This is a genomic window from Nodosilinea nodulosa PCC 7104 (assembly GCF_000309385.1).
Classification (GTDB): Bacteria; Cyanobacteriota; Cyanobacteriia; order Phormidesmidales; family Phormidesmidaceae; genus Nodosilinea; species Nodosilinea nodulosa.
In genome coordinates this window covers 4,169,018-4,195,271 of record NZ_JH976537.1, presented here as the reverse complement: position 1 = coordinate 4,195,271, position 26,254 = coordinate 4,169,018, and the positions used below count along the sequence as shown (strand labels likewise).

At 59.2% G+C, this 26,254-nt stretch carries 22 protein-coding genes; 6 read left to right on the top strand and 16 right to left on the bottom strand.

Annotated elements, in window-relative coordinates; genetic code table 11:
• Positions 1–449 precede the first annotated feature (449 nt).
• Both LEPTO7104_RS0119410 and LEPTO7104_RS40260 read left to right on the top strand, forming a co-directional pair.
• Complete coding sequence (locus LEPTO7104_RS0119410) at positions 450–2,708, top strand: transglycosylase domain-containing protein (protein WP_017300249.1); 2,259 nt, start codon at positions 450–452, stop codon at positions 2,706–2,708.
• Complete coding sequence (locus tag LEPTO7104_RS40260; RefSeq protein WP_155523705.1) at positions 2,675–2,875, top strand: hypothetical protein; 201 nt, start codon at positions 2,675–2,677, stop codon at positions 2,873–2,875. The genes LEPTO7104_RS0119410 and LEPTO7104_RS40260 overlap by 34 nt, the downstream gene beginning before the upstream one ends.
• Before the next feature lie 49 nt (positions 2,876–2,924).
• Here LEPTO7104_RS40260 and LEPTO7104_RS0119405 read toward each other — a convergent pair whose 3' ends face one another.
• Positions 2,925–3,191, bottom strand: coding sequence for a type II toxin-antitoxin system RelE family toxin (locus tag LEPTO7104_RS0119405; RefSeq protein ID WP_017300248.1), 267 nt, complete (start codon positions 3,189–3,191; stop codon positions 2,925–2,927).
• Positions 3,188–3,397, bottom strand: a complete 210-nt coding sequence (locus LEPTO7104_RS0119400) for a hypothetical protein (RefSeq protein ID WP_017300247.1) — start codon at positions 3,395–3,397, stop codon at positions 3,188–3,190. Before LEPTO7104_RS0119400 ends, LEPTO7104_RS0119405 begins: the two co-directional genes overlap by 4 nt.
• A gap of 403 nt (positions 3,398–3,800) precedes the next feature.
• On the opposite strand from LEPTO7104_RS0119400, the gene LEPTO7104_RS0119395 reads away from it, so the two are divergent.
• Positions 3,801–4,241: a protein tyrosine phosphatase family protein gene (locus tag LEPTO7104_RS0119395; protein WP_026072862.1), complete on the top strand. Its 441-nt coding sequence runs from the start codon at positions 3,801–3,803 to the stop codon at positions 4,239–4,241.
• Between the two features lie 230 nt (positions 4,242–4,471).
• Here LEPTO7104_RS0119395 and polA read toward each other — a convergent pair whose 3' ends face one another.
• The 8 genes from polA to LEPTO7104_RS0119355 all read right to left on the bottom strand — a co-directional run bounded on the left by polA (position 4,472) and on the right by LEPTO7104_RS0119355 (position 15,722).
• Complete coding sequence (polA, locus tag LEPTO7104_RS0119390; protein WP_040697079.1) at positions 4,472–7,390, bottom strand: DNA polymerase I; 2,919 nt, start codon at positions 7,388–7,390, stop codon at positions 4,472–4,474.
• 526 nt (positions 7,391–7,916) lie between these two features.
• A complete protein-coding gene (locus LEPTO7104_RS34600) occupies positions 7,917–8,528 on the bottom strand; it encodes a rhodanese-like domain-containing protein (RefSeq protein WP_017300244.1) in 612 nt (203 codons plus the stop codon).
• A 584-nt stretch (positions 8,529–9,112) separates the two neighbouring features.
• Complete coding sequence (locus LEPTO7104_RS41250; RefSeq protein ID WP_017300243.1) at positions 9,113–10,582, bottom strand: general stress protein; 1,470 nt, start codon at positions 10,580–10,582, stop codon at positions 9,113–9,115.
• A 272-nt stretch (positions 10,583–10,854) separates the two neighbouring features.
• Positions 10,855–11,049 carry a hypothetical protein gene (locus LEPTO7104_RS0119375; RefSeq protein WP_017300242.1) on the bottom strand — a complete coding sequence of 65 codons (195 nt, stop codon included), beginning with the start codon at positions 11,047–11,049 and terminating at the stop codon, positions 10,855–10,857.
• Between the two features lie 260 nt (positions 11,050–11,309).
• On the bottom strand, positions 11,310–12,110 hold the full coding sequence (locus LEPTO7104_RS0119370) for an ABC transporter permease (RefSeq protein WP_017300241.1): 801 nt from the start codon (positions 12,108–12,110) through the stop codon (positions 11,310–11,312).
• 112 nt (positions 12,111–12,222) lie between these two features.
• Positions 12,223–13,122, bottom strand: coding sequence for an ABC transporter permease (locus LEPTO7104_RS0119365; protein ID WP_026072860.1), 900 nt, complete (start codon positions 13,120–13,122; stop codon positions 12,223–12,225).
• Positions 13,123–13,281: 159 nt separating this feature from the next.
• On the bottom strand, positions 13,282–14,412 hold the full coding sequence (locus LEPTO7104_RS0119360; protein ID WP_071527282.1) for a polyamine ABC transporter substrate-binding protein: 1,131 nt from the start codon (positions 14,410–14,412) through the stop codon (positions 13,282–13,284).
• A 182-nt stretch (positions 14,413–14,594) separates the two neighbouring features.
• Entirely contained in the window at positions 14,595–15,722 is a 1,128-nt protein-coding gene (locus LEPTO7104_RS0119355) for an ABC transporter ATP-binding protein (protein WP_017300238.1), read from the bottom strand.
• Positions 15,723–16,001: 279 nt separating this feature from the next.
• Between LEPTO7104_RS0119355 and LEPTO7104_RS0119350 the strand changes: the two genes are divergently transcribed.
• Positions 16,002–16,607, top strand: coding sequence for a hypothetical protein (locus LEPTO7104_RS0119350; RefSeq protein WP_026072858.1), 606 nt, complete (start codon positions 16,002–16,004; stop codon positions 16,605–16,607).
• A gap of 181 nt (positions 16,608–16,788) precedes the next feature.
• On the opposite strand, the gene LEPTO7104_RS0119340 is transcribed toward LEPTO7104_RS0119350, so the two are convergent.
• From LEPTO7104_RS0119340 to pilM, 4 genes are all read right to left on the bottom strand, one after another.
• Entirely contained in the window at positions 16,789–19,020 is a 2,232-nt protein-coding gene (locus tag LEPTO7104_RS0119340; RefSeq protein ID WP_017300236.1) for an AMIN domain-containing protein, read from the bottom strand.
• 110 nt (positions 19,021–19,130) lie between these two features.
• Positions 19,131–20,060, bottom strand: coding sequence for a hypothetical protein (locus tag LEPTO7104_RS37180; RefSeq protein WP_017300235.1), 930 nt, complete (start codon positions 20,058–20,060; stop codon positions 19,131–19,133).
• A complete protein-coding gene (locus LEPTO7104_RS0119330; RefSeq protein ID WP_017300234.1) occupies positions 20,057–20,836 on the bottom strand; it encodes a PilN domain-containing protein in 780 nt (259 codons plus the stop codon). Before LEPTO7104_RS0119330 ends, LEPTO7104_RS37180 begins: the two co-directional genes overlap by 4 nt.
• A 2-nt stretch (positions 20,837–20,838) precedes the next feature.
• Positions 20,839–21,939, bottom strand: a complete 1,101-nt coding sequence (gene pilM, locus LEPTO7104_RS0119325) for a type IV pilus assembly protein PilM (protein ID WP_017300233.1) — start codon at positions 21,937–21,939, stop codon at positions 20,839–20,841.
• A 416-nt stretch (positions 21,940–22,355) separates the two neighbouring features.
• Between pilM and purT the strand changes: the two genes are divergently transcribed.
• Positions 22,356–23,564, top strand: a complete 1,209-nt coding sequence (gene purT / locus LEPTO7104_RS0119320; protein WP_017300232.1) for a formate-dependent phosphoribosylglycinamide formyltransferase — start codon at positions 22,356–22,358, stop codon at positions 23,562–23,564.
• A 270-nt stretch (positions 23,565–23,834) separates the two neighbouring features.
• On the top strand, positions 23,835–25,118 hold the full coding sequence (locus LEPTO7104_RS0119315; protein ID WP_017300231.1) for an ABC transporter substrate-binding protein: 1,284 nt from the start codon (positions 23,835–23,837) through the stop codon (positions 25,116–25,118).
• 205 nt (positions 25,119–25,323) lie between these two features.
• Here LEPTO7104_RS0119315 and LEPTO7104_RS0119310 read toward each other — a convergent pair whose 3' ends face one another.
• Both LEPTO7104_RS0119310 and LEPTO7104_RS0119305 read right to left on the bottom strand, forming a co-directional pair.
• Positions 25,324–25,629: a hypothetical protein gene (locus LEPTO7104_RS0119310; RefSeq protein ID WP_017300230.1), complete on the bottom strand. Its 306-nt coding sequence runs from the start codon at positions 25,627–25,629 to the stop codon at positions 25,324–25,326.
• 177 nt (positions 25,630–25,806) lie between these two features.
• Positions 25,807–26,196 (bottom strand): hypothetical protein, encoded by a 390-nt coding sequence (locus LEPTO7104_RS0119305; protein ID WP_017300229.1) that lies wholly within the window; start codon positions 26,194–26,196, stop codon positions 25,807–25,809.
• Positions 26,197–26,254: the final 58 nt, after the last annotated feature.

Genomic DNA, 26,254 nt, shown 5'->3' with positions numbered 1-26,254 from the left:
CTCAGCTGTGTCTAACCTCAGATTAACCCAGCCTTAAAGGGTTGCTTAACCAGGTTCTAGAAAGTTCACCTATTGCCACATTCCGAATCTATCCACGGCCCGCCAACCCAGCCCAGCGCAACATTAATGCGATCGCCGACCCCCATTCCAGCCAAAAATCTGATTGATACAGATATCGACCACGCCCCAGCTCCGGCATAGGTGGCTGAGGTCGCGCGCGATCGCCCCAAGAGCCAGCGCATCCCAGCAAATCACCAGATAGCTCTGACAGCAAACGCCCCCGCATCTCCCCATCTCCCCCGCCCCCCATCTCTCCATAGATATCTTCAGATATCTTCCCGGCCAAAAATACCCTATCCATCTCTATAAAGTGGTCTATCGACCACAGCGATCGCAAAGCTTATGACTACAATAGGGCTGTATTTAGGTCGGGCTTACTGCCACTCGCCATGTCGCCCCCAAATCCCTCCCAGCCCCGCACTCTGCTCAAAACGGTCACCCAGGCATTCCAGGCCGTGCAAGCCAAGGTCGACTTTGGCTTGCTGGCCGTAAAGCCCGGTGCCCGCCCCGCCGAGCTAGAGGTCACCGTCAGCGGTAGGGCCACCACCTACCCGCTGTTGGGCGAGCACTACATCATGGGGCGCAGCAGCTCCCAGTGCGACATTGTGGCCCCCAGCCCCATCGTCAGCCAGGTTCACGCCACCCTGACCCGCGACACCAACCGCGCCAGCCAGCCCTTCGTGATGAAGGATCGCAACTCCACCAACGGCATTTATCGGGGCAAAAAGCGGCTTACCCAGGCGGTGATGAACCACGGCGATGTCTACACCCTCGGCCCCCCAGACCTGGAGGATGCCGTAACGCTGCGGTTTAGCGAACCGCCCCCCTGGTACGTCAAAACCGCCCGCTACACCCTCTACGGCTTTACCGGGCTGTCGCTGGCGGTGGGCACCTGGATTGTGGGCATAGAGTGGCCCAAAATTCCCATGCGGCCTCTGCCCGACTCGGTGCAGGGTCCCGTGGTCGTCTACGGCGAAGAGGATGGCGCCACGGTTCCCCTGCGGGAGCAGCTGACCCAGTCGCACCAAGAGCTGCGCCGCATGGGCGATTTCTCGCCCTACCTGCCCCAGGCCCTGGTGGCCTCCGAAGATACGCGCTACTACTGGCACCTGGGGGTAGACCCCCTCGGTATTTTGCGGGCGGTGGTGGTCAACCTGCGCGGCGGCGGCATTCGCCAGGGGGGCAGCACCATTACCCAGCAGCTGGCCCGCAGCGTTTACCGCGAGTACGTGGGCACCGAAGACTCCGCCGGGCGCAAGATTCGCGAGGCGATTACGGCGCTCAAGCTGGAGACCTTCTACAGCAAAAACCACCTGATGCTCACCTACCTGAACCGGGTGTATCTGGGTGACAATCTCTACGGCTTTGAGGATGCGGCCCAGTTCTACTTTGACAAGCCCGCCCGCGATTTGACCCTGTCGGAGGCGGCAACTCTGGTGGGCATTTTGCCCGGCCCCAACGCCTTTAACCCGGTGCAAAACTACGATGCGGCGGTGTCCTACCGCGATCGCGTGCTCGATCGCATGGTGGCCCTGGGCATGGTCAGCCAGGAGGAAGCCCGGCGGGCGCGGCGATCGCGCATTGAGATCAGCCCCGACGCCACCCGCCAACTCCAGAGCACCCGCGCACCCTACTTCTACAGCTACGTCTTCACCGAGTTAGACGAGGTATTGGGCACCTCTCTGGCCCGCGAAGGCAATTTTTACGTGCAGACCAACCTGGACCTCAACCTCCAAAAAGCCGCCGAAGAGGCCCTCAGCCAGGATGTGGCGACCAAGGGGGCAGCCCTGGCCTACTCCCAAGGGGCGGTGGTCACCCTCGACACCAGCACTGGGGCCATTCGCGCCCTCGTGGGCGGCGTAGACTTTGCCACCAGCCAGTTCAACCGCGCCTCCCAGGCCATGCGTCAGCCCGGCTCTACCTTTAAGCTCTTTACCTACGGGGCCGCCCTCGAAAAGGGGATTCCCCCCAGCCAGTCGTTCTCCTGCGAGCCCATGAACTGGAACGGGCAGCGGTTTGCAGGCTGCCACTCGGGGTCGGCCCCGCTGGATATGTACGCCGGGATGGCTCGATCTGAAAACGTGGTTGCCCTGCGCATTGCCAAAGAGGTTGGTCTGGGCAACATCATCAACCTGGCCAAGCGCCTGGGCATTGAGTCTAAGCTCGTCGCCTCCCCCGGCCTCACCCTGGGAGAAAGCGTTGTCACCCCCCTGGAGATGACGGGAGCCTTTGCCGCCGTCGGCAACAACGGCATATGGAATCGTCCCCACGGCATCGCTCGGGTGCTCGACAGCAGCGACTGCACCGACCCCAACGACATCAACACCTGCCGGGTGATCTACGAGTTTGGCCAGGCGGGCGATTCGGAGCACCAGGCGATCGACCCCAGCATTGCCACCACGCTAACCGGGCTGCTGCAAGGGGTGGTGCAGGGGGGCACCGGGCGCAGCGCTTTTTTGGGCCTGGGCGAAGCGGGTAAAACCGGCACCACCGACGACAACCGCGACCTGTGGTTTGTGGGCTTTGTGCCCGGTCGCAACCTCACCACGGGCGTTTGGTTGGGCAACGATGACAACACCTCAACGCGGGGCAGCAGCGGTCAGGCGGCGGCGGTGTGGGGCAACTACATGCGCCAGGTGGTGCGCTAGGGGGCGATCGCGTCAAAGGCCATCGCTTAGAGACAAATGACCCCGGCATAACCTCCCAAAAATGGAGCCGCCTGTTTACGATACTGGAGTCAAGGGCTTTGATTACCCCAGAGCAGGGCGAGGTGTTTAGCTGCGCCGGGGCTAAAGCCGCAGGCTTGCAGCACTAGGGCATCGAGCTGTTAGTGGAGTTTAGTTATGGCCAGTGTTTTTCCTGCATTAAGGAAAATAGCGGTAAAACTCTCGACGATGGATAATTCGAATAAAAAGAAGAGTATCTCCATCTAGAAATAGCCCTAACCGATAATCGCCAATACGAATACGAAAATGACCTTCATCACCTTTTAGCTTTTTAAGGCTGGCAATATTATCTAGGCTAGATGCCTCTTCCACAGCGGTGATTGTGCTCTTGATTTTGACCAAGAGGCTTTTATCATTTATTTTCTTGAGGTCTTTCTCAAAGGTTTTACGAAACTCGACCTTCACTCTGCCTGCTCCAAAATTGCAAAGATAGTCTCACGACTCACTGGTTCAGAGTCTTTGCCCTCATCAATAGCTTTAACTAGGGCAATGTCTTCTAGGGCTTCAGAAATAATGTCTTGGAGGAGATCGCGTCTTTCGTGGAAAATTTCGAGAATGGCGGTTTTTATCAGGTCCTTAAGCTGCGTTTCGCTGAGACTAGGGTTGGTCATGGGTTGGTTTTCCAGTAGGGGATATAGCTATTGTGTCGAATTCCAGGGGCCGATCGCAGGTTCGCCGCGTTGCTCTTCGGCGGCTAGGTCGAGGTTGAGGGCTAGCAGTTTTTCGAGCAGGTCGTCGGTGGGCTAAAGCCGCAGGCTTGCAGCACTAGGTCATTGAGCTGTTTGTGGAGCTTGTATAGCCATAGTCACTTAGGTTAGGACATCCAGAGACGTGCGAGCGTTTGAACGTTTTGAGGGGAAATATCTTAATCAGACTGGCTACCGCTATAGAACTGGCTGGCAGGCTCGTGGAAGTAGCGACAAAGGCATGGAGGCTTTCAGCGGTTAGCTCAATAGCGTGATAGGTTGATCGAGTGACGCCCATCCCTTCATCACTATAGATACCGAGGCCAGTATGGACTTTGCAAGAACCGTCAACGCAGATGTGGCCGTTGCCAACTGCCAGCTGAGCCCAGAGCAGATTCAGCAGGTGGCTGAGGCAGGCTACAAAGCGGTCTTGAATCTGCGATCGCCCCAGGAAGACGGCACCCTGACCGACGAACAGGCCCAGGTCGAGGCGGCTGGGCTGAGCTACATCAACATTCCCGTGCAGCCCAACAACATTACCCCCGACCTGATCGACCAGGTGCTGCAAGCGCTGGACGGTCTGCCCAAACCGGTGATGACCCACTGTAGAACCGGCCTGCGGGCTGGCTCCATGGTGCTCATGCACCAGGCGACCCGCAACGGCATGGATGCTGAAACCGCACTGGCCACCAGCAAAGAAAATGGCTTTGACTGGGATGCTCAACCTCAGTTCAAACAGGTGATTGAGCAATACATTGACAGTCATTAGCACCGTATCGCCATGGGGCATCGTTATTATTATGCCTTTGGCAACGTTGCGATCGAATTTGCGGATGGCGTGGAGATAGATAGAGATCGGTCGTTTTGTGCGGCGTGGCTGAATTGAAGCATGAATTTGGGGCAGGGCCAATGGCCCTGCCGACGGGCGTTAATTTTTTGCTTCGTATCTGTTTTCAGCAACCCCCGTTTCCTGCTGTAGTGGCGCAGCACGCTATGACCCTACTTCGCCTCCATCCAGTTGGGGCCAGCGTGGGCTTCAACCTTGAGAGGCACCTTGAGGGCCACAGCAGACTCCATCACAGCAGTAATTTTGGGCTCCAGCTCTTTCCATTCGTCGGGCGGCACCTCAAACACCAGTTCGTCGTGGACCTGCAAGAGCAGGTTGGCTTGATAATCCTTCAATAGCTCATGCAGGCGAATCATGGCGATTTTGATGATATCGGCACTGCTCCCCTGAATGGGGGCGTTGGCTGCCGCCCGCAGCGATCCGGCATCGTAGCCGTTGGAGCGGAGGGAATCTAGATCGATAGCGGCCGGGTCGGTGCCGCGCAGCGATCGCAGTTTGCCATCGGTGAAGTTAAAGTAGCGCCGTCTGCCGCAAATCGTCTGCACATAGCCGTTGGCGATCGCCTCCCGCTGCATTTGCAGCAGGTATTCGAAGACTTTGGGGTAGCGATCGTAGTAGCGATCGATAAACGTCTTGGCCTCGGTGCGGCTCACCCCCGCCTCGCGGGCGAAGCGCACTGCTCCCATGCCGTAGATAATGCCAAAGTTAATCACCTTACCCGCCCGCCGTTCTTCTGAGCTGATGTCATCTTTTTCGAACAGCAGCCGGGCGGTGAGGGCGTGGACGTCGTCGTTGTTGTTGTAGGCCTCCACCAACACAGGCTCACCGCTGAGGTGGGCGAGAATGCGCAGCTCAATTTGCGAGTAGTCTGCCGCCACCAGCCGCCAGCCTTGCTCGGGGATAAACGCCGCCCGAATTTGCCGACTAAAGGCCGTGCGAATGGGGATATTTTGCAGGTTGGGGTTCGACGACGACAGTCGCCCGGTGGCCGTCACCGCCTGGTTAAAGTCGGTGTGTACCCGGTGGGTGTCGGGCCGAATCAGCGTGGGTAGGGCATCGACGTAGGTCGATTTCAGCTTCGAGAGGGTGCGGTGCTCCACCACCAGATCCACCACGGCGTGGTCCCCTTGGAGCTTTTCGAGAGTGGAGGCGTCGGTGGAGTAGCCGCCGGATTTGTTTTTGCGCGACTTGCGCTTGTCAAGGCCCAGCTTTTCAAACAGCAGCTCGCTGAGCTGCTTGGGCGAGGCCAGGTTAAAGGTTTCTCCCGCTTCCTCGTAGGCGGTTTTCTCAATCCGGGCCAGGTCGGTTTCCAGCTGTTTCGAGAAATTGGCCAGATAGTCAGGGTCCACGCGAATGCCGGTAGACTCCATCTCGGCCAGGACGGGTTCCAGGGGCAGCTCGACCTCGGTAAACAGAGTCTTGAGATCGGGAATTTTGTCTAGCTCGGCCTGGAGCTTGGGCACCAGCAGGTAGGTGGTGTGCACATCGGCCCCGCAGTAGGTGGCGGCGGCGGCGATCGCCACATCCGCAATAGTTTTGCCTTTAGGGACAAGATCCTCATAGCTCTGGGCGACCAGGTTGAGGTAGCGCAGGCTGAGGTCGGTCAGGTTGTGGCTGGCCTCCGGGTTCAGCACGTAGCTGGCCAGCATGGTGTCGAAAACGACCCCCGCTAGCACAATGCCCTGATGGCGCAGCACCAGGCGATCGTATTTGGCGTTTTGCAGCGCCTTGGGGAATTCGTCGCTTTCAAGAATGGGGCGCAGGGCATCTAGCACCATCTCCAGAGACAGATGCGCGCCGTCGCTGTGGCCGACGGGAATGTAGGCCATCTCGTCGCGCCCGGTGCCCCAGCAGCAGCCCAGGCCCACCAGGGTGGCGTCGCGGGGCTCCAGCGAGGTGGTCTCGGTATCCCAGGCTACTGGGGTTTCCGGATGCTTTTGCTCGGAGAGAATGTCGAGCAGTTCGTAGAGCTGGGCTTCGGTGGTGATGACCTGAGGGGCGATCGCCACCTCATCCACCCCCTGGGCGTTGTCGGTTTCCTCCGCCGTAAAGAAGGCCACATCGGCCCCGCCAGCATCCTCGGATACGATGGATTTTTTGCTGCTGGCACCGCCGCTCAGGGCCTGACTCGCCTTTGCTGCCGTCTCCTCTGCCGCCGCCCCACCAAAGGCAACTTGCAGCTTGCCCAAGCGGTTGACAAAGTTCTGAAACTCCAGCTTTTTCAGCGCCGGAATCACCACATCGGGGTCAAAGCCCTCCAGCTTGCAGGTGGACAGGTCAATGGACAGCTCCCCTTCGGGAATATCGGTGACGATTTTGGCCATGTAGCGGGAGTGGTAGGCCGACTCTTTGCCCTCGATCAGCTTCTTCTGGGTCGCGCCCTTGATGTTGTCGATATCGGCGTAGATAGAATCGAGATCGCCGTACTCCGCCAGCAGCTTGGCGGCGGTTTTGGCCCCAATGCCCTTCACACCTGGGATATTGTCCGACGAGTCGCCGCAGAGGGCTTTGTAGTCGACCACCTGGTGGGGGTAGATATCGAGCTTGGCCTTCACCTCCTCAATTTTAAACTCCTGGGCCAGGCCGTTCTTGGCTCCCTTGGCAAAGGCGTTGCCCAGGTGCAGCACGGTGATGCACTCGTCGGGGTCGATTAGCTGAAACAGATCCTGATCGCCGCTGAGAATTTTGACACAGAACCCTTCGCCCAAGGCCTTAGTGGCCAGGGTGCCGATCACGTCGTCGGCCTCAAAGCCGGGGGCAACGTAGATATTGAGGCCAAAGTCGGTCAGCAGCTCGTTGAGGTTCTCGACATCTTCTAAAAACCCCTCCGGCGCTTCGGGGCGGCCATCTTTGTAGGTGGCGTCGGCCTCGTGGCGAAAGGTGGGCGCGGCCAGGTCAAAGGCGACGGCGGCGTACTGGGGCTTTTCCACCTCCATCATGTCGAGCAGCGACTTCAAGAAGCCGTAGCAGACGCTGGTGGGAATGCCGGTGGAGGTGCGCAGGCCGCCGTCGGCATTTTTCGCAAACGCATAGTAGGAGCGGAAGGCCAACGAATGGCCATCGACCAGCATCAGGGTGGGTTTGTCGGCCTTAGACTTTTCGGCCTGGGAAGAAGGTGCTGCCACAGCGGGTTCCAGTCGTCAGGGGGATGAGTACCTATTGTAAGGGGAGGGGCTGCTGCCAGGCTGAAAGAGGATTTGAATAGTAGCTAGTACTTGAAGGCTGAACTATGCCGACTATTCCAGCTCGCTTGGCTCCCTAGCGCCCCTGCCCCTCGCGATAGACAAAGAGTCATCACGCTTCTGCCGCAGTTTACTAAGGAGCTGGAACTAGGTTAGGCTACCTTTTCCAGCCGCGATCGCCTAAAGAATTGATCCTTTAATCGTGGATCAGTGACCTCTTCAAACTAAGAACCCCCTCGGCTGACAGATAGTCAAGGGAGTTCTTAGCCACGGCTGAGGCCGTTTGAGCGTTTAAGAATGGGAGTGGACTATTCTTGAGCAGGAATAACTAGACTCAAGCATCAAACTCAGGGAGTCGTTGCTGAACCATTTCTGTCCCTGCTCTATACAGAACGAGATAAGACTAGCGCTACCTTTAAACCTTGGCGCCAGCAGGAGAAGAAAAGGCTTCTACGCCTTCAGTGGGTCCGCCAATGGCCTTCCAAGCGGAAAGCCCACCCTGCAAAAACGCTACTTTTTGATACCCCGCCTGACGCAGTTGGCTGACTACCTCATCGGCTTGGTTAGAGCCATCGCCATAGACGTAAAGATCTCGCTGATATTCCAGACTAGATTCGGTAGCGTCAGCCACCTGATCCCTAGACATAGCACCCGTAATACGCTCTGCGTTGAAAGCCTCTCTGCTGCGAGCATCGATAATCGTCAATGCTGGCTCACCCCAGTTTAGACGCTTCAACAGCTCCTCGGCGGTAGCCTGGTTTCCAGACATTTTAGGAGGCGTTGGCAGGGGCTCGGTAACGGCAGATTTAGCCGCCTGAACCTGGTCAGAAACCTGGTCGGAAGCACGTTCAACCTGCTCAGAAGCGCGTTCGGCTTGGTTAGCAACCCGGTTGGGCATATCTTCAACCTGGTCAGCTACCTGTTCGGCGCGATCGGCAATGTTTGCCGCTTGATCCGAAGCTTTTTGTTCTATTGAATTAGAAGGCTGATTGCTGGAATTTTCGTTTTGATTGGAAAAATTAGTCATCTAAAATACCTCTTACATAGGCATCAACTGTATCAATCTAACTAATTTCCTAACCTGTGTTATCCATCAGTAGGCATAATCAAAAGCAGCCGCAGTATTGAAACAGCTTTTACGCTCTCTCTAAGTCATTCAGGCAATGTAAAATCTAGCTGACCTACTTTTTCCCAACCGCCCCCTGAGCGGAGTTGTTGGCGCAGTAGTCGTCCCAATGGGGTTAGGAAATATCTTGGGTGAGTTTTGCTTTTCTATCTTGAGGAAACGCAGAACGAACGGCTTCGCTCAGTTAGCCTAGCTCTAGGGACGCTTATCTTTTTTGCTTAGCTAGTGACATCCATGCCTGCTCGAAAAATCTATTTTTAATTGAGAATAGCTATTGCCGTAGTTCTCGATTTAGCGGTCAAGTTATAGATACCCATTTGATGCCCCTTTCAAAGCAGAAAACCGCATGATTGCGCCGTGGCACAACCATAAAGTTGGGGGAAGTTGCGCAGTATAAGGGTTTCAAGGGTTTTGTCAGTCAGCCGGGGGTGCATTTTGCTTCAGGCCAACCAAGCTGCCGAATCAACCCGAATCTGCCTGTGGCATTAGCGGTAATAGACGTCGTAAATGCCCCAGTCCCGCATGCCCCATTTCCCTAAGGTAGAAGAGGCTTGCAGCAGTTCCTGGCTATGGCCTCGCAGGGTCACTATATAGGCTCCATCGGTGAGATGACGGCGATACAGATGAACCGATTCGGGAGCGATGCCCAAACTATCTGCACGGTTTCTCGGCATTGCCTCTGACCGATCTCGATCGCCCGAGAAGGTGTTTGCGAAAGCGCCAGCATCAGGTCCCATGACCAGTAAGGTGCCAATCTCAGGCAGCACTACGCGATCGAGGCCTGCCGCCAGGCGGGTAGCCCCTGCCAGCGAGTGGCCGCCCTGGTTTCTACGCTGCTGGTCAACGGGCTCCGTTTCGCGTACCGCCATCGAAAGCGTATGCATTGCAAAGTTGGTTTGCCGCAGCTGAGCCAGAGCTTCCTCCATTTGCTGACGGCTGAGAAAGACACCTACTAGTCGTTGTTCTCCGTCAACTGTCTTAGGCGGATCAGTCCTTGAAAGATCTGGTTGAGGAGCAGACTGATCGGCAGCAACTCCCACCACCTGAAGAGGATTGGAGGAGTGGGGTAGCCCCGTCGCCTGATAGTGCTCTTCTTGTTGTTCGTAGGGGCGATCGCGATCAACGCGATCGTCTTGGCCGTAGGGGCGATCGCGGTCAACACTCACTTCGCGGTCGTAAGGTTGGGGGCGATCGCGATCAACGCGATCGTCCTGTTGGGCATAGGCGCGATCGCTGGCGGGCTGATATTCACCCCGAAGCGGGCGCTGAGGTTCATCGCCGGAGCCGTCGTAGAATTCGCGAAAATTGCGGCGGCGATCGCGCACATCTTCTAGAGATTTCAAATTGTCGGGGCCGAGGTGCCCAGGGGCAGCGATCGCGGCAGGACGCCCCATCGGCTGCACCCGGGGAGATGCATCAGCCGCAGCATAGACGCCCCAATTTTCGACTCCAGCCGCTCGCAGAGATTGCTCAGCTCGCGCCAGATCCCGCTCGGTTCCTTTCACCATGACCAGATAGCCGCCCTGGGCCACCCGATCGTGGTACTGCTTAGCCCGGTGCTCTGGAATACCCAGCCCAATTAGAGCGCCCACCAAGCCTCCCGCAGCGGCCCCAGCCGCACCGCCTATCACGGTAGAAAGTATGACCGCCGCTTCACCGGCCAGTATCGTGGGTCCCAGGCCTGGGATCGTCAAGGTGCCTAAGCCTACAAGCAGCCCGGTGACACCGCCCAATAAGCCGCCCGTGGCCGCCCCAACCGCTCCACCTGTGTCAGCTTGATTGGTAATCTCATCTTTGACGGTCACGCCAGCGATATGGCTTTGGCGGCTGGCATCCTGAGCAATGATTGACACATCGCCCAGGTCAAAGCCAGAATCGCTGAGCGCCTGGAGGGCCGATGCGGTTTGGGTGCGGCTTGGGAAAATGCCTACGGCTCGCTTGTCGGTAGAAGCCATAACGATGGGTCTCCTGCTAAGTTTGGTTGCAGCGCTGGCCCAAATAGCCTCAGTGCTGAATCTCGCTGCCAAAGCAAGACCTGAAAAGACCATTCGGTCTGCCACTGGGCCGGCTCACTGAGCCTAGGTCCATCCCTGGGGCAGCTGCGATATGCCCACGTTCTAACCGCAGGAGTAAACGAGCAGTATCGCTCAATGTGGGTATCTAAACGAACTGAACGGGAGAACTAACCCTGCCTGCCTCCTCAGCCATTGGGCTGAGGGAGTCGGTGCTAGTCGACAATCCGCAGCCGCCCCTGGCGGATGGCGTCGAACACCCGCTGGGCCGTAGCGTGATCCTGATTGCTGAGGGTAGGCTGGCTGAGCAGCACGTCCATCAGTTCTCGCTGTACCTGACGACTAATGCGGCGCTCAGAAAAAATTTGATCGACAAGGGCTTTAAGGGATTGGCTGGTGGATTGGGGCATGACGACAACCTGAACAATTTGAGGCTATACCCAATATCGCCTGAGGTTCCCAATTTAACCGTGATACAGCCTCCACCCGGGCATGATCCTGAAGTTGTCTGGAGGTGATTGACAACAGCCAAAGACGTGGTTTAAATCACCAAGGCAGCGGTTAGCCGAAGCTTCCTCCAGCCAGGACTATCTTGAGGGCAGCGGCAGCCTCTCCCCTAGATAGTGGGATACAGGGTTTTGTTCCCTCCGCTTGAGCCCGGCAGGGCAAATCACTGTGCCTGTCGCTGGCGGCGATCGCCCCAGTAGCGCACATACTCTGCCAGACCCGCCAGCAGGGCCGAGCCTAAAATTAGCACTACGCTGAGGGCGTTGATGTCGGGCTTAACGCCAGTTCGCACCCGGCTAAAAATTTCGATTGGCAGCGGGTTAGCCCCTCCCCCAGCGGTAAAGCTGGAGATGAGCAGGTCGTCCATGCTGAGCACAAAGGCCAGCAGGCAGCCCGCGATAATACCCGGTGCCAGCTGGGGAATCAGCACCTTGAGAAGCGCCTGGGTCGGAGTGGCCCCCAGATCGAGGGCGGCTTCTTCGAGATTGGGGTCCAGCTGCTGGAGCCGACTGGATACCACCACCGCAATGTAGGCCAGACAAAAGACCATGTGGGCCGCAATAATCGTACCCAGGCTGAGCGGTATCGCCACCGACGCCAAAAACACCAGGGTGGCCACCGCGATCGCAATGTCGGGCACAATCAGCGGCAGGTACGACACCCCCCGGTACAGCCCTCTGCCCCGAAATCGATAGCGAGCCAGGCCAACGGCCATCAGGGTGCCCAGCACCGCCGAGATAGACACCGCCACGATCGCGATCGTAAGACTGTCTTGCAGGGCGGACAGCAGGCGGCGATCGCTAAACAGCGACTTATACCAGCGCAGGCTAAACCCCTCCCAGCTGGCGCTGTAGCGGGAGTCATTGAAGCTGTACACCCCCAGCACAATGATGGGGAAGTACATAAAGGCGTACATCAGGGCAGAGAAGAGGCTGGGCCAGGTGACGGGGCGGGCGGCGGGCATGGGGGTGGGGGAGTGAGGGTGGAGGGGAGATGGGGAAGGTGAGGGGTGATGGGGGAGGGTGCGTTTGCAGAGCAATTGCGCAATGTTTTTTGGAATGGAGTTTGTGTGGACGTTAGGAGGGTTCGGTGACGGTGCTTTTGTCGCCGTAGCGAAGCAGGAGGGCGATCGACAGGCTAACCGCCAGAATCAGCAGCATGCTAAGGGCCGAGCCAAACCCCCAGGCGCGAGTAGGGCCGAGAAACTGGTTGTAGATCAGCCGCGAAATATTCATCGACGAAGCCCCGCCCAGCAGGGTCGGCACCACAAAATCGCCCAGGGTGCTGATAAACACCAGCAGGCTCCCGGCGGCAATGCCAGGCAGAACTTGAGGTATGGTAATTTTCCAAAACCCCTGGAAAGGCGTAGCGCCCAGGTCAGCGGCGGCCTCTAGGAGACGGGTGTCGAGTTTTTCGAGCGAGGCGTAGAGGATCAGCACCATGTAGGGCAAAAAGCTGTAGGTGAGGCCAATAAACACCGCCGTAGGGGTATTGAGCCAGGCCTGGGCAGGCAGTCCTACCGCTGTAAAGATCGTATTCAGTACGCCACTGGGGCGCAAAATTGCCGTCCAGGCGTAGGCCCGCAGCAGCGACGAGGTCCACAGCGGCAAAATGAACCCTACCAGCAGCAGGTTACGCCAGCGCTGGGGCGACATCAGCGCCAGCCAGTAAGCCACCGGAAACCCCAGCACCAGACACAGCAGCGTAGAACCCACCGCAAAGGACAGCGATCGCCCAATCACCCGCAGGTACACCGGCTGCAAAATTTGCAGGTAGTTGCCCAGCCCGTAGCCCCCGCTGGGCTGCCCCAGGCGCAGTCCCGGCACCAGGCTAATCTCCAGAATTAGCAGGGTAGGTAGCACCAGCAGCAACAGCAGCCACACGCCCGCCGGTCCCAGCATCACCACCGGCCCCAGCCAGCGGCGGGGGGCGAGGCGCTCAGCCCAGGGGATTTTGGGGGAGGAGATAGGAGCCATGGGGAGGGTGAGGAAGGTGGGGAGGGTGAGGAAGGTGGGGAGGGTGAGGAAGGTGGGGAGGGTGAGGAAGGCGAAGGCAGTAAGAATCCTAATTTCCCCCCATCCCCCCATCCCTTCATCCCCCCATTCCCTCATCCCCTCACTTCCTTACTTTTCCCGCTAGGCGCTGGTAACTTTGGTCCAAAATTGGTCAAACAGGTCGGTGCTGGCCGTGTCCACCGCAACGATCCCTTCACTCTTGGCCAGGATCGCTTCGGAGGGATAGAGGTCTTCGTTACCCTGAATTTCTGCGGGTAAACGGTCAAAGGCTGCCTGGTTGGCGGTAGCAAACAACAGACGCTTTACGGCAGCACTCGCCACCTCAGGCTCTAGCAGAAAGTTGATCCACTGGTAGGCGGCGTCGGGGTTGGGGGCGGTGGCCGGAATCGCCAGGGTATCGGTCCACAGTGAGGCTCCGCTGGCGGGAATAATGTACTCCATCCGGTTGTCTTCAAGGGTGAGGGCGATCGCATCGCTAGAGTAGGCCATCGACACACTCAGGTCACCGCCCAGCAGCTCGTTCTCAAAGCCAGTAGTCTTAAAGGCGGCAATGTCAGGTCTGAGCTCCAGCAGGCGCTTGTAGGCGGCTTCAATTTCCGCCGGGTTGTTAGAGTTGTAGGAATAGCCCAGCGACTTGAGGGTGGCCCCCAGGGTTTCGCGCATGTCATCTAGCATCGTGATGCGGCGGGAGAGGGCGGCCTGGTTTTTCCAAAGAAAATCCCAGTCGGTGGGGGTGCCCGGAACGGCCTCACGGTTGTAGAGCAGGCCAGTGGTACCCCAGCAAAAGGGGACGCTGTGGGCGTTGTCGGGGTCGTAGGCAGGGTTTCTCCACTTGGCCTTAAGGTTTTCTAGACCGCTGAGGCGCTCCTTGTCTAGCTCGGTGAGCAGGCCTAGGTCGATCATTTCCGACACCATGTAGTCGGAGGGGTAAATGATGCTGTAGGCATCGCCGCCACCCGCCTGCAGGCGAGTCAGCATGACCTCGTTGGAGTCAAAAATATCGATCACCACCGGAATGCCCGTGCGCTCCGTAAAGGCGGCGGCCAAACCGTCATCGGTGTAGTTGGCCCAGGTGTAGATATGCAGGCTGCCATCGCCCCCACCGCCCCCAGCGGGCGGTCCGGCCAAATTTTGGCGGCAGTTGGCGGCAGCAAGGCCAGCCATAACCGCCGCCGACCCTTGCAAAAATCGCCGCCGACTCAGGGCTGGACGGCGCGAGGGGGGGGAAGTTAGGGGTCGCTTTGCGGACACGGTATTCTCCAGGTGGCTGATTCGGTGGGCAAGGGGACGGTGAGATGGAAGCATTCCCGGTCTGTCTTTAGTGTCTCAGGATACGAGGTCGATCTGACGGTGTGCTCCGGACGGATGCGGGGGCGGCGGGCGGCGGGATCACAGTTGAGACTCTCTTCAGGCAGGGCATTGTTCTATTCTCGTCAGGCGGCGTCTAGCACCAGGCAGTCGGCGGCGGCCCAGTGCACATAGACAGGGGTATCCACCGCCAGTGCCCCCTCGGCTCGATTGGGCTGGCGTACGGTGAGGGCTTCGCCGGAGCTGAGGCGCACCACGCAGTGCAGGTGGGTCCCCAGATACATCAAGTGGCTGACCTGGCCCTGGTAGCAGTTCCCCTCACTGCCGGGAGCGCTGAGGCTAAGGTTGATTTTTTCGGGGCGCACGCTCACCACAATGTTTTGCAGGGGGGAGGCCGCCGGGGTCATGGCCGGGGCCAGTACCCGTAGCCCACTTTCGGTGGTGACCTGAACCTGGGCAGGGTAAACCCGATCGACGCGGCCTGGGAACAGGTTTGTATCGCCAATAAAGTCGGCTACGAAGGGAGTATGAGGCCGGTCGTAAATATCGCTGGGGGTGCCCACCTGCTCGATCTGGCCGTTGTTCATCACGGCGATGCGGCTGGAGAGGGACAGGGCTTCTTCTTGATCGTGGGTGACCATAATAAAGGTTATGCCCAGCTGGCGGTGCAGGTTGGCGAGCTCCACCTGCATCTGCTTGCGGAGTTTTTGATCTAGAGCGCCCAGGGGCTCGTCGAGCAGCATGACCGCAGGATGGTTGACCAGGGCGCGGGCCAGGGCAACTCGCTGCTGCTGCCCGCCGGAGAGCTGAGCCGGATAGCGATTGGCCATCGGCTCCATACGTACCAGCCGCAGGGCCTCGGCAACGCGATCGCGCACCTGGGCCGACCCCATGCGGCGAATTTTGAGGCCAAAGGCAATGTTGTCTCTGACGGTCATGTGGTCAAACAGGGCATAGCTCTGAAACACGGTGTTGACGGGCCGGCGGTGGGCGGGTACCCGGCTAACGTTGGCCCCCTGAATGAGCACCTCCCCAGCGGTGGGGCTTTCAAAGCCCGCAATCATGCGCAGGATGGTCGTTTTGCCGCAGCCAGAGGGGCCTAGAATGCTAAAAAATTCGCCTGGCTGCACCCTCAGGTCAAGCTGGCGCACCGCCACCTCTGCCCCAAAGGTTTTTAGCACCTGGCGCAGTTCGACGTCGGGCTGGGTTTCTGTTGTCGGCGCTACTGCTGTCGCCTGAACCGTTTGAGCCATCGCCCTATCTCCTTAGGTTCACCCCAACTTTAGCGATCGCACCTGGGATATACAAGTCGCTGGCGCCACAACCTTAGACTCAGCCGCACTCCTGCCCCAGGGTGATACTGCATCTACTTTACCCACCTCAGCGATCGCCGCAGCATCCCATCTTAAAAAAAGCCCGCCTTCGCCCCCAGTGCGCTGGCTTAGCTCTGCCCTTGGAGGCCCAAAACAAGCCCTATCGAAAAGCCAGCGAAACGCTACTATGACACCAGAGTATTGCTTTGGAGTGCAAGTATGGTCGCAAAACCTCCCCAGCCGCCGCTTCAGCGCTATCCCGTGCTGGCGGGGTGGGTGCTAGCCGGGGTGGCAGGAATTGCGATCGCGGGGTGTCGGCCCAATACGCCGCCCCCGACCGAAGGCATTCCCCCCGATCCGACCGTTCCCGCAGACTCAGTTCCCGATACCTCCGCAGCCCCGCCTCCAAAACCGCAGGCGGCCCCGGAGACGGCCCCCGAAAAAACTCCAGAGAAAACCCCCGAGAAAACTCCAGCCGCCCCTTCAAACACCCCTTCGGCGGCTCTGCCCAACACCCTCATCCACGAGTGGCAGCCCCTCAGCAACGTGCTGCTTACCTTTGGCCCCATGACCCTGACCCCCACCCAGGTGCAGTGGGGCAGCGGGCAGACTAGCGCCTATACCCTGGTCAGCACGGAGGGTGGCTACGTGCTCAGGCTTGAGGCCGACCCCAGCTTTTACGACACCCGCAACCAGTACATCAAGCTGATGCCTAAGGTCGATGCCAACGGCGCTACAACCTCTATGGAAATAGCGTTTTACACCGACGAAACCAAGCTCCAAAACGATGACTACATCATGTATGGATCTTATTTTATTCAGTAGTGACCCATGGGTTAGACCATGCCGCAGCTTGACAACCGGGTCCTGCGGCCGATCGCGTCCAGCGTAAAAAAAGAGCAGGTGCCCTATGCTTCGCACCTGCTCTTTTGATTCACCTGCTCACCCAGGCAAACAGATCGCCTGGTCTAGCCCATCGCTGAAATTTTCGACTTGTGGGCAAAAGCTACTGCCTTTGCTGATTACCTCGATTTTCCAAAATATCTTGAACTTCTTCGCTGGGGGTGTACTGGTAGCCAAAGGCCGACTGATCTGAGTCATCCAAAATTTGCGGGGTCAGCAGCACAATTAGCTCGCGGCGCTGGCTATCGACGGTTGAGCTGCGGAACAGGGCACCCAGGATGGGAATATCTCCAAGGATGGGTACTTTCGTGACGCTGTTGCGCTCCGACTCCTGGATAATACCCGACAGCAGCAGGGTTTGCCCGTCGCGAACCCGCACCTGGCCAGAGCTAATTTGCCGCTCAGACAGCAGGAAGAATGTATTGCCTTGACCGTCGGTAAAGGTATCGGTCGGAGCCGAAATACTGGGAGCCACCGACAGAGACACAAACCCATTGTCATCAATACGATTGACATCAATTTGCAGAATCAGGCCCGCTGGGTCTTGCTCAATTTCCTGGGTTGTGATGTTGCCGCTGGGGGTAGTTTCAACGGTCGAGGTGATGTTGGTAACCACCTGCTGCGTCAGCTGAACGGTCGCGGTCTGACCCTCTTGAACAATAAGAGTTGGGTCGGTAATGATTTTACCGTTGCCGTTTTGCACCGCACCTAACAGCTGAAGTAGAAAATTATCGGACGTAGCATTAGCTCCAGGACCGCCTAAAGGCCGTGGCAAAATGGGTGATGTATTGGGAACAGTAGATGGATTAGAGGTTGATGGCGTACGCCCATCACCAATATTGAGAATGCCTAGACCGCCGGAGTTGAGTATCCCAAACAATCCGGTTCGGAACGAGAAGCTGGTGCCAATGGCATCGAGGGAGTTGAGGTCGATGTCAATGACCCTGACATTGACGGCCACCTGCCGCCGCCGCAGGTCAATGCGGGTGAGCTGCTCGGTGGCGATCGCCACCAGGTCGGCTCGGCCCACCAGGGTGACCGAGTTGGTGCGCTCGTCAGAGACCACCTGCAACCCCCGCAGAATGCCCTGGCTATCTTGGTAGTCAACCCGGTTGACTTCAACTTGGTCCACCGTCGAGGTCTGGGTTTGGGTAATGGGGGGAGTCCCATCTTCGACCGCAACTGCGTTGACGTTGGTGACCAGTCGCTCGCGGCTGACGGCACTCTCTGCCCCCAGTGCCACCAAAAAGTTTGTCGCGACGGTGGAGTCAACCTGATTTAGGCGCAGAGTGCGGGCCGTAATATTTTGAGCGGAAACGGGCAGCGACGAACCCACATAGATGCTGCGGCCTACGCGGTTGGCCTGCAAGCCAGTGACTCGCAGCACGTGGTTAAAGACATCCTGCACCGATTCGTTTTCAATATCTAGGCTGACCGGAGGGCCGTCTGCACTGGTATTGACCTCCGGCTGTCCCGGAGCGCCAGCGGCGGCGGCTTCCCCAGGAGTAAAGACAAGGTTTAGCCCAGCCGCCCGAGCCAGCAGCGATAGCACTTCGCGGGCGGGGGCATCGCGCAGCAGCAGTTTGGGAATGCGCTCGTTGCTGCCCAGGTTGATGCTGTTAAAAGAGGGCACCCCCTCGGCTACGGAAATATCGCCCACCGGGGGCGCAACGGCGCGGGGCAAGAAAGGCGGAGCCTGCTGCACCTGGGGGCGGGGGACCGGGTTGCCGTCGATGGTGATCTCGGGGTTGGGCACCAGCACGTCGGGGTTGGCCGAGGCTGGCACCTCTGGGGCCGCCTGGGGAGAGGTCTCTGGAGAGGCCTCCGGAGCCGGAGTTGCTTGGGCTACCGTGGCATCTGCGGCGGGGCCAGGGACGGTCACCAGCTCGTCAGGCACGGGGGTTGGCGCCTGGGCGGTGCCGCCATCGTTATGGATGGACAGTACGACGCGATCGCCGCTAGAAGCCACCTCGCCCACGGGAGCCTCGCTGGCGCCATCTATGGTCACCCGAACGCTGTTGGCGTCGAGGGGAACGACTGAGACTTGGGTAATGCCAGGGGCAGGATTAGCCTGGGTAAAACTTTCCCCACTGGGCAGATTCAGCTGAGCCCGAGTGATGTCGGCAACCAGGCTGTTGCCCTGGTTGACGGTAAAAACGTTGCTGTTATCGCCGCCCTGGGTTTCAAACACCAGATCTAGCCCGGTGGCGGTGGGGTTAAGGCGGACATTGGTAATACTGGTCAAGCCAGGTTGGGCCGTTAAGCCAGGCTGGGCAGCCAGGGCAACTAGGGTGCTGCCAAGCAAAATCGGGTGCAGGTTCATCAGGCGGTTCACGGTTCACTCCTCCATCACAGATGCGGCAGGGCCGCGCGGGGTTTAACTGGGCTAGGTGGGTAGATTTGAGCCACGGCGTGGCAGCGGACATGGGGCTCCAAAGGGCTGAGTTAACCCCCTTCAGGAGGGGCTGACCCATCGGCGGGGGCTGCCCCGTCGGCAGGAGCTGACCCATCAGCAGGGGCTTCGGGGGCAGGCGGCGGCGGGGCTACGCTGGGGTCGCCAACGGGCACCAGCACCTGCAGAGTAAAGTCGGTCAACAGCAGGCGGCTAACGCCCAGGAGCTGCTCTTCGCTGACCCCCTCCGGCGGCGGCGCAATGCTCTGCTGCACGTCTTTGATGATGATGAGCGGTTCTAGGCGCTCAATGTTGCGCATGATGCTCAGCGTTTGGGGAAACAGTGCCCGCATCGAGACATCTACGGTGTAGCGCTCCAATTTGCCGTTGAGCTCGGCAGGGCCATCGGTAACCAGCACCGAAGGGCTGGGGTTGAACCTGAGCAGCTCGGAGGTGTAGAGCATTTTTTGGAGCTGAGGGCTACCAGAAAACTCAGTTTTGACTCGCTGAACCTGTTCGCGGGTAAGGCCTAGGGCCGCCAGCTGAGCATTGTCGAGGCGGGCGGGATCGGCGCGCAGCACATCGGCGATCGCGGCATTGCTGTTCTGAATCTGCTGGTTGATGTCGAGCAGCAGCGTATCTATGGTCTCGGGGGTGCCTAAAAGGCTGTAAATGCCAACCCGCTGCTCAAGGACCGAATTGAGCTGGGCCTGGAGGGCCGCTCGATCTTGCAGGCTGGCCTTTTGCTGGTCAACCTGGGCCTGCTTCTGAGCCACCTCCGCTTCCAGGGCAACTTTTTGCTCCTGCACGGGTTTCACCACAAAGTTGTAAAGCACGAAGGCTCCAACCAGGCCCAGCACACCTATGGCCAGCGCCTGCACCCTGGGCGTCAGCTCAATTCCAAAAGCCGTAGGATAGGTCGGCCCTACCTGCTCTAGGCCCTGGTTATCTTCACCGGGAAGGAAGTCACCTGTCGCGGTCATTCGATCACTCCTTTTTCTCTCAGGGCCCGAAGGCGAGTTACTAAACCGACCGTCCCCTGGCGCTCCAGTTCATCGATCAGCTGCGAGGACGGGGTACTGGTGATGTTGGCGCCAATGGTGTAGTCGATTAAATAGTCGGGGTCGCCTACCGCCGTGCCCGGGCAGCGCCCCTGGGTTTGAGGGTCCAGCAGGGTGGGCTGCTGTTGAGCCTCGCTAATCGCTACAGTCTGCGACTGCAGCAGGGGCGATCGCTGAAGCACCAGGGCAAAGTCGTTGACGCCGTCGTAGGAGCAGGCCACCCCTTCAATGGAAATGCCCCCCGCTGGCGGCGGGACAACGCTGGGGTCAACCTCCAGGGGGGCGCCCGGCGTCTGATTCAGGCTCACAATCTGCACCCTGGCCGGGGTGCGGGTGCGGATGTCTTGCAGTAGGGCTGACCAGGGGACAATCTCGTTAAACACCGAGACAAACGCGTTATTTTCGGCCTTGACCAGGTCGATCTGCCCCTGAATGCCGCTGATTTCCTGAAGCTGACCCTGCAGCTGCGCCGTTTCGGCATCCAGGGCGGCGCTGCGGGCCTGGAGCTGATTCACCTGGCCTCGGGTTACGGCCCAAAAGCCGCCCACCAGGGCCAGGGGCACCAGCGCCGCCGCTGCACCTAAGTACAGCGCCTGGCGATCGCTCTGGGCCACCGCCCCACCCCCCCGAGCTCGGGGCCTAGCCTCAAAGACCCGAACCTCGCGGTCCTTCAGGAAATTGATATCAAGACCGTACATAGCTATACCTCCCGCAGGCCAAGGCCAATCACCGTCGCCAACCCAGCCCGCTGACTCTCAGGAATGTCCTCAGCGACTTCCAAAGACAGAGCCGAAATCGGGTCAATCTGGCTGGCGGGCAGGCTGAGCCGCTGGGCCAGAAATTCGTCGAGCTGCCCAATCGATGCCCCTGGTCCGGCCAGCAGCAGCTGGGCCACCTCCATGTCTTCCCCCTGGTTGAGGTAAAAGTCGATGGAGCGGCGCAGTTCGTCGGAAAGCTCGCCCAAAACCCGCAGCATGGCCGTGGTGCCAGGGTTGGTGTTGCCCATCTGGGGCGCGCCCACGGTGTCCATCGTCTGAATCGGTACTGTCATGCCCTGGAGCAGCTCGGTGTTGCGGGAGGGGGGCAGATTCATGGCGCGGCTGAGGGCGCTCTGGATCTGAAAAGTGCCGATGGGCACGGTGCGCGAAAAGTGGGGCACCCCGTCCACCACGATGGAAATTTCGGTGTTCTCAAACTCGATGTCGACCACGGCGGCGGCTTCCTGGGGGGTAAACTGCCGCAGCTGCTCTCGGATGGTGCGAATTAGGGCAAAGCTGGAGGTCTCCAGCACGTTGAGCATCAGCCCCGCCTGCTGAAACACCTCGATGTAGGGGTCGGTGAGGTCTTTGCGCACCGCCACCAGCAGCACCTGCACCTTTTCAATGCCGTCTTCATCAACGAAGTAGCCCAGCTTTTGATAGTCCACATCGGCCTCTTCACGGGGAAAGGGCAGATAGAGGCTGGCCTCCTGGTTGAGCACCATTTCCCTGAGCTCTTCGTCATCCAGCTCGGCGGGCACCGGAATCACGCGGGTAATCGCTCGCCCCGGAATGGCGGTTGTAGCCTGCTTGACCTTGAGCTTGCTCTCGGCGAGCACCGTTTGAATGGCGTCGGCCATGGCAGCGGTGTCTAAAATTTGCCCCTCTTCGTAGACGCCCTCGGCCAGTTCTACCGAAGCCAGGGTTTCTAACTTAAGGGCAGTTCCCTGCTTTTTCAGGCGGGCCAAGTTAACTTTCTCGGGGGTGAGTTCAATACCAACTCCCCGAGGCTTGCGACTAAAAATGGCTTTGAGACTATCCACGGCAGTATCCGAAAAACAGGTGGGTAACCAGAAAACCTGCCCGGTTTAACGACAACCAAGCAGACCCAAACGAGCCCATTTTCACCCCTGCAAAAGGCCTGATTTAGGCAGCTTTAGGAGGGATTGAACGGCCCTGCAATTATCCCTGGGGGAAAAGTGCTAACGAATGGTACACAATTTAATTCAGTTTTTCCACTTTTCTTGTTTAAGCGATAGTTTTCTAGTCTATGAAGACAGACAAGAACGCATCTCCTGATCCTGCACCCAATGGTTGGCCCCCTGCTCCCGAGGGAATATCGAGCAACCGACGGCCCGGTATCACCAGCGATGTTACACACAATTCTGAAAAGTGAGCACTTAATATTGAGAAAATATTGCTTTGTAGCGATCTTTCTTTACCCCTGGAGTAACTGACCATGACTGCTTCCCTGCCGCCCCTGGGTACACCGCTGAACGAGGATGCCCAGCTCCTGCTGCTGCTGGGGTCGGGCGAACTGGGCCGAGAGGTGGCCCTGGAGGCGGTGCGGCTGGGGCTGGAGGTGATCGCCGTCGATCGCTACGACCATGCCCCGGCCATGGCTGTAGCCCACCGCCGCCACGTTATCGACATGCTGGACGGCGCGGCGCTGCGGCGGGTGGTCGAGCAGGAGCGCCCCGGGCTAATTGTGCCGGAGGTGGAGGCGATCGCCACCGATACCCTGGTGGCGCTGGAGGCCGAGGGCTGGCGGGTCATTCCCACGGCGCGGGCCACCCAGCTGACCATGAACCGCGAGGGCATTCGCAGGCTGGCGGCGGCGGAACTGGGCCTGAAGACTTCGCCCTTTCGCTTTGCGGGCACCGAGGCGGAGTATTTGGAGGCGATCGCGGCGATCGGCCTGCCCTGCGTGGTGAAGCCGATCATGAGTTCGTCGGGCAAGGGCCAGAGCACCGTGCGCGACAAATCAGAGGTGCTGGCCGCCTGGAAGTACGCCGGGGAAGCTGGCCGGGGCAAGGGCGATCGCGTCATTGTCGAGGGCTTTGTGCCCTTTGACACCGAGATCACCCTGCTGACCGTGCGGGCGATCGATGGCACCCACTTCTGCCCCCCAATCGGCCACCGCCAGGAGGCGGGCGACTACCGCGAGTCTTGGCAGCCCTGCGCCCTGCACCCCGACACGCTGGCCGCCTGTCAGGAGATGGCCAAAGCCGTCACCGATGCCCTGGGGGGCTGGGGCCTGTTTGGCGTGGAGCTATTTATTGCCGGAAGTCCAGATCAGCCCCAGACGGTCTACTTCAGCGAGGTCAGCCCCCGCCCCCACGACACCGGCATGGTAACGATGGTGAGCCAGCACCAGTCGGAGTTTGAGCTGCACGTGCGGGCAATTATGGGCCTGCCCATCGGAGAAATTACCATGGTGCAGCCGGGGGCTTCGGCGGTGATTCTGGCCCCCGGCAATAGCGACAATCCCCACTATGCCGGTCTAGATCGAGCGCTGAAGGTACCCACCAGCAAGGTGCGGCTGTTTGGCAAACCCGTGGCCCACCCCAACCGCCGCCTAGGGGTGGCCCTGGCCCTGGGCAACACGGTGGAGGAGGCTAAAGAGCGGGCGATCGCCTGCGCCGAGCAGGTACAGGTCATCCTCTAAAAGGAAATAAGGAACAAATTCTTAGCTGACTGGTCATGTCGCTCCACCAATGCCGCCCACTTTGAGGGAAAATGAACAACCGTATTGCAGCCGTTGATTTGGTTGAGATCTTTGACTGGCGGCCTCCTCTGGCAGGGGATTGCAGTGCAAGCCCCTGCGTCAAGCCAGTCCTGACCGAATGGAGGTTTGCAATCAATTGGCTCGTCAGCGCCCCCGGCGCATGGCTGAGTGAGATCGACTGTTTGCGGTAGCCCTATCCCTGGAAAATCCATGAGACGTCGTCCCTACGCCCGCTTTGGTCTGTTTGCCCTGCTGGGGCTGATGGTGAGCTGGTTGGTCGCCTGCGGTAGCGGGCAACCCACGGCCACCGCCCCCGCCGCCGATGGCAGCCAGGAAGTCGAGTTTTGGACCATGCAGCTCCAGCCCGACTTCACCGACTACTTCAACGGGCTGATCGCCGACTACGAAGCCCAAAACCCCGGCATCACCGTGCGCTGGGTCGATGTGCCCTGGGCCGACATGCAGAGCAAGATTCTCACCGCCGTCACCGCTGGTACCGCCCCCGATGTGGTCAACCTGAACCCCGACTTTGCCGCTCAGCTGGCCAGCCGCAAGGCCTGGATGCCCCTGGACGATAAGGTCTCTGCCGAGGCTAAACAGGTCTACCTGCCCAACATCTGGCAGGCCAACACGCTCAACGGCCAGAGCTTTGGCCTGCCCTGGTACCTGACCACCAACGTTACCCTGCACAACCAGGACCTGCTAAAAGCGGCCGGGGTGGAGCCGCCCACCACCTACGCCGAGCTGGCCGAGGTCGCCCGCCAGGTGAAAGACAAAACCGGCAAGTACGCCTATTTCACCACCTTTGTGCCCGAAGATTCCGCCGACGTGCTGCAATCCTTTGTGCAGATGGGGGCCACCCTAGTCGATGACCAGGGCCAGGCCGCCTTCGATACCCCTGAAGGCCGAAAAGTATTTCAATACTGGACCGACCTCTACCAGCAGGAACTGCTGCCCCAGGAGGTGCTGACCCAGGGCCACCGCCGCGCGATCGACCTCTACCAGTCGGGCGAAGTGGCGCTGCTGTCAACTGGGGCCGAATTTTTTCCCACCATTGAGGCCAACGCGCCCGACATTGCCGCCGTCACCGGCAGCGGCCCCCAAATTACGGGCGACACCGGCAAAACCAACGTCGCCGTGATGAACGTGGTGATTCCAGCCGCTACGGATGTGCCCGATGCCGCCCTGGACTTTGCCCTCTACGTCACCAACGACACCAACCAGCTCAGCTTCGCCAAAGCCGCCAACGTGCTGCCCTCCACCGCAGGCGCGCTGAAGGACAGCTACTTCGCCGCCGAGGGCACCAAAGGCGTGGACAAGGCCCGCGCGGTTAGCGCCAAACAGATGAATCAGGCCGAGGTGCTGGTGCCAGCGATGGATGGCATTAAGGAGCTTCAGTCGATCATCTACGACAACTTGCAGGCCTCGATGCTGGGCCAAAAAACCGTCGATACAGCCGTCAGCGATGCGGCGGCGGCGTGGAACGGGCGGTAGCCGACTTCCCGCATCCTCACGGTTGTAGGGTGCATCCGCGCAGCGATGCACCGCTGGGGGACTTTCTTCTTAAGGATGGCCCCGTTATCGTAAGCGGTGCATTACGGCGGGGCGGTGGCTGGTCGTTTGGTTACAGAAGCTGCGGGCCGCCTAATGACACCCTACGGGAAATTGAGGTTTTCGCAGTGAGAATTCCGAATGGGCACTAGGATCGACTTTCTCCGTCCTGGGCTATGCGGCGCAGGGTTTGCTCGCCGATCGCAGCTTGTCGGGGGTAATCCATCAAGCCCGTGTCCAGCAGCACCACGCCAAACAAAATGGCCCAGCCTTTAGCCCGCTGTAGGGTAGCGCTGGAAATAGGACCGTAGGCAGCGATCGCCTCTTGCCGAGCGTCCTCATCCTCAAACAGCATCCACAATGCGGCCAGATCTGTGGCGATGCCGTCTGGGGCGGCGATCGCGACCTCTGCAGCGGGGGTTCGGTTTAAATGCCCCAGATCCTTTGGCGACATAGCTCAACCGCTGACAGCCGGACGCAACACTGGCACAAACGTCAGAAAACAGGCGAAGCATTCCAGTGCGGCTGGACGGAAATCAGGCCATCGCTCCAATTCCCCTGGTTCCCCAGCCCCATTGCCCCCTTGCGATCGGCCAGAGTCCAGAAACTTAGAATGACGCTCTGCAAATCCTCAGGCTTTCAGGAGCTGATCGAGAATGGCCCGAGCGGGCTGGGCGCGCTCCAGGGCGACTTGGTAGTCGTTGTAGAGCTTGAGGATTTTGGATAGGCCGCCAATGCCGCCCCGCAGTTCTTCTAGCTCGTCGCCGGAGAGCAGCTCACCATCGAGCAGCCGCAGAATCAGGGGCTTGATGTCGCCCACATCCTGACGGGCTTTTTGCAGTTTCTCTACGGTGCTGAGCAGGGTCTTGAGGTCTTTGAACAGATCGTCAATCTGCTCAGCATCGACCGCATCTACGGCGGTGTCTTCGCCGTCGTCAGCGATCGCAGCGGAGGTATCTGCCTCCAGACTATCTGGGGCTTCTGCTTCTGCGATCGCGCTATTACCCTTTACCTGTGCCATGGGGCTGTCTCCGTAAGAACCATTGATGCAAGAGAGTACAGTCTAGCTTGGTTCAAGC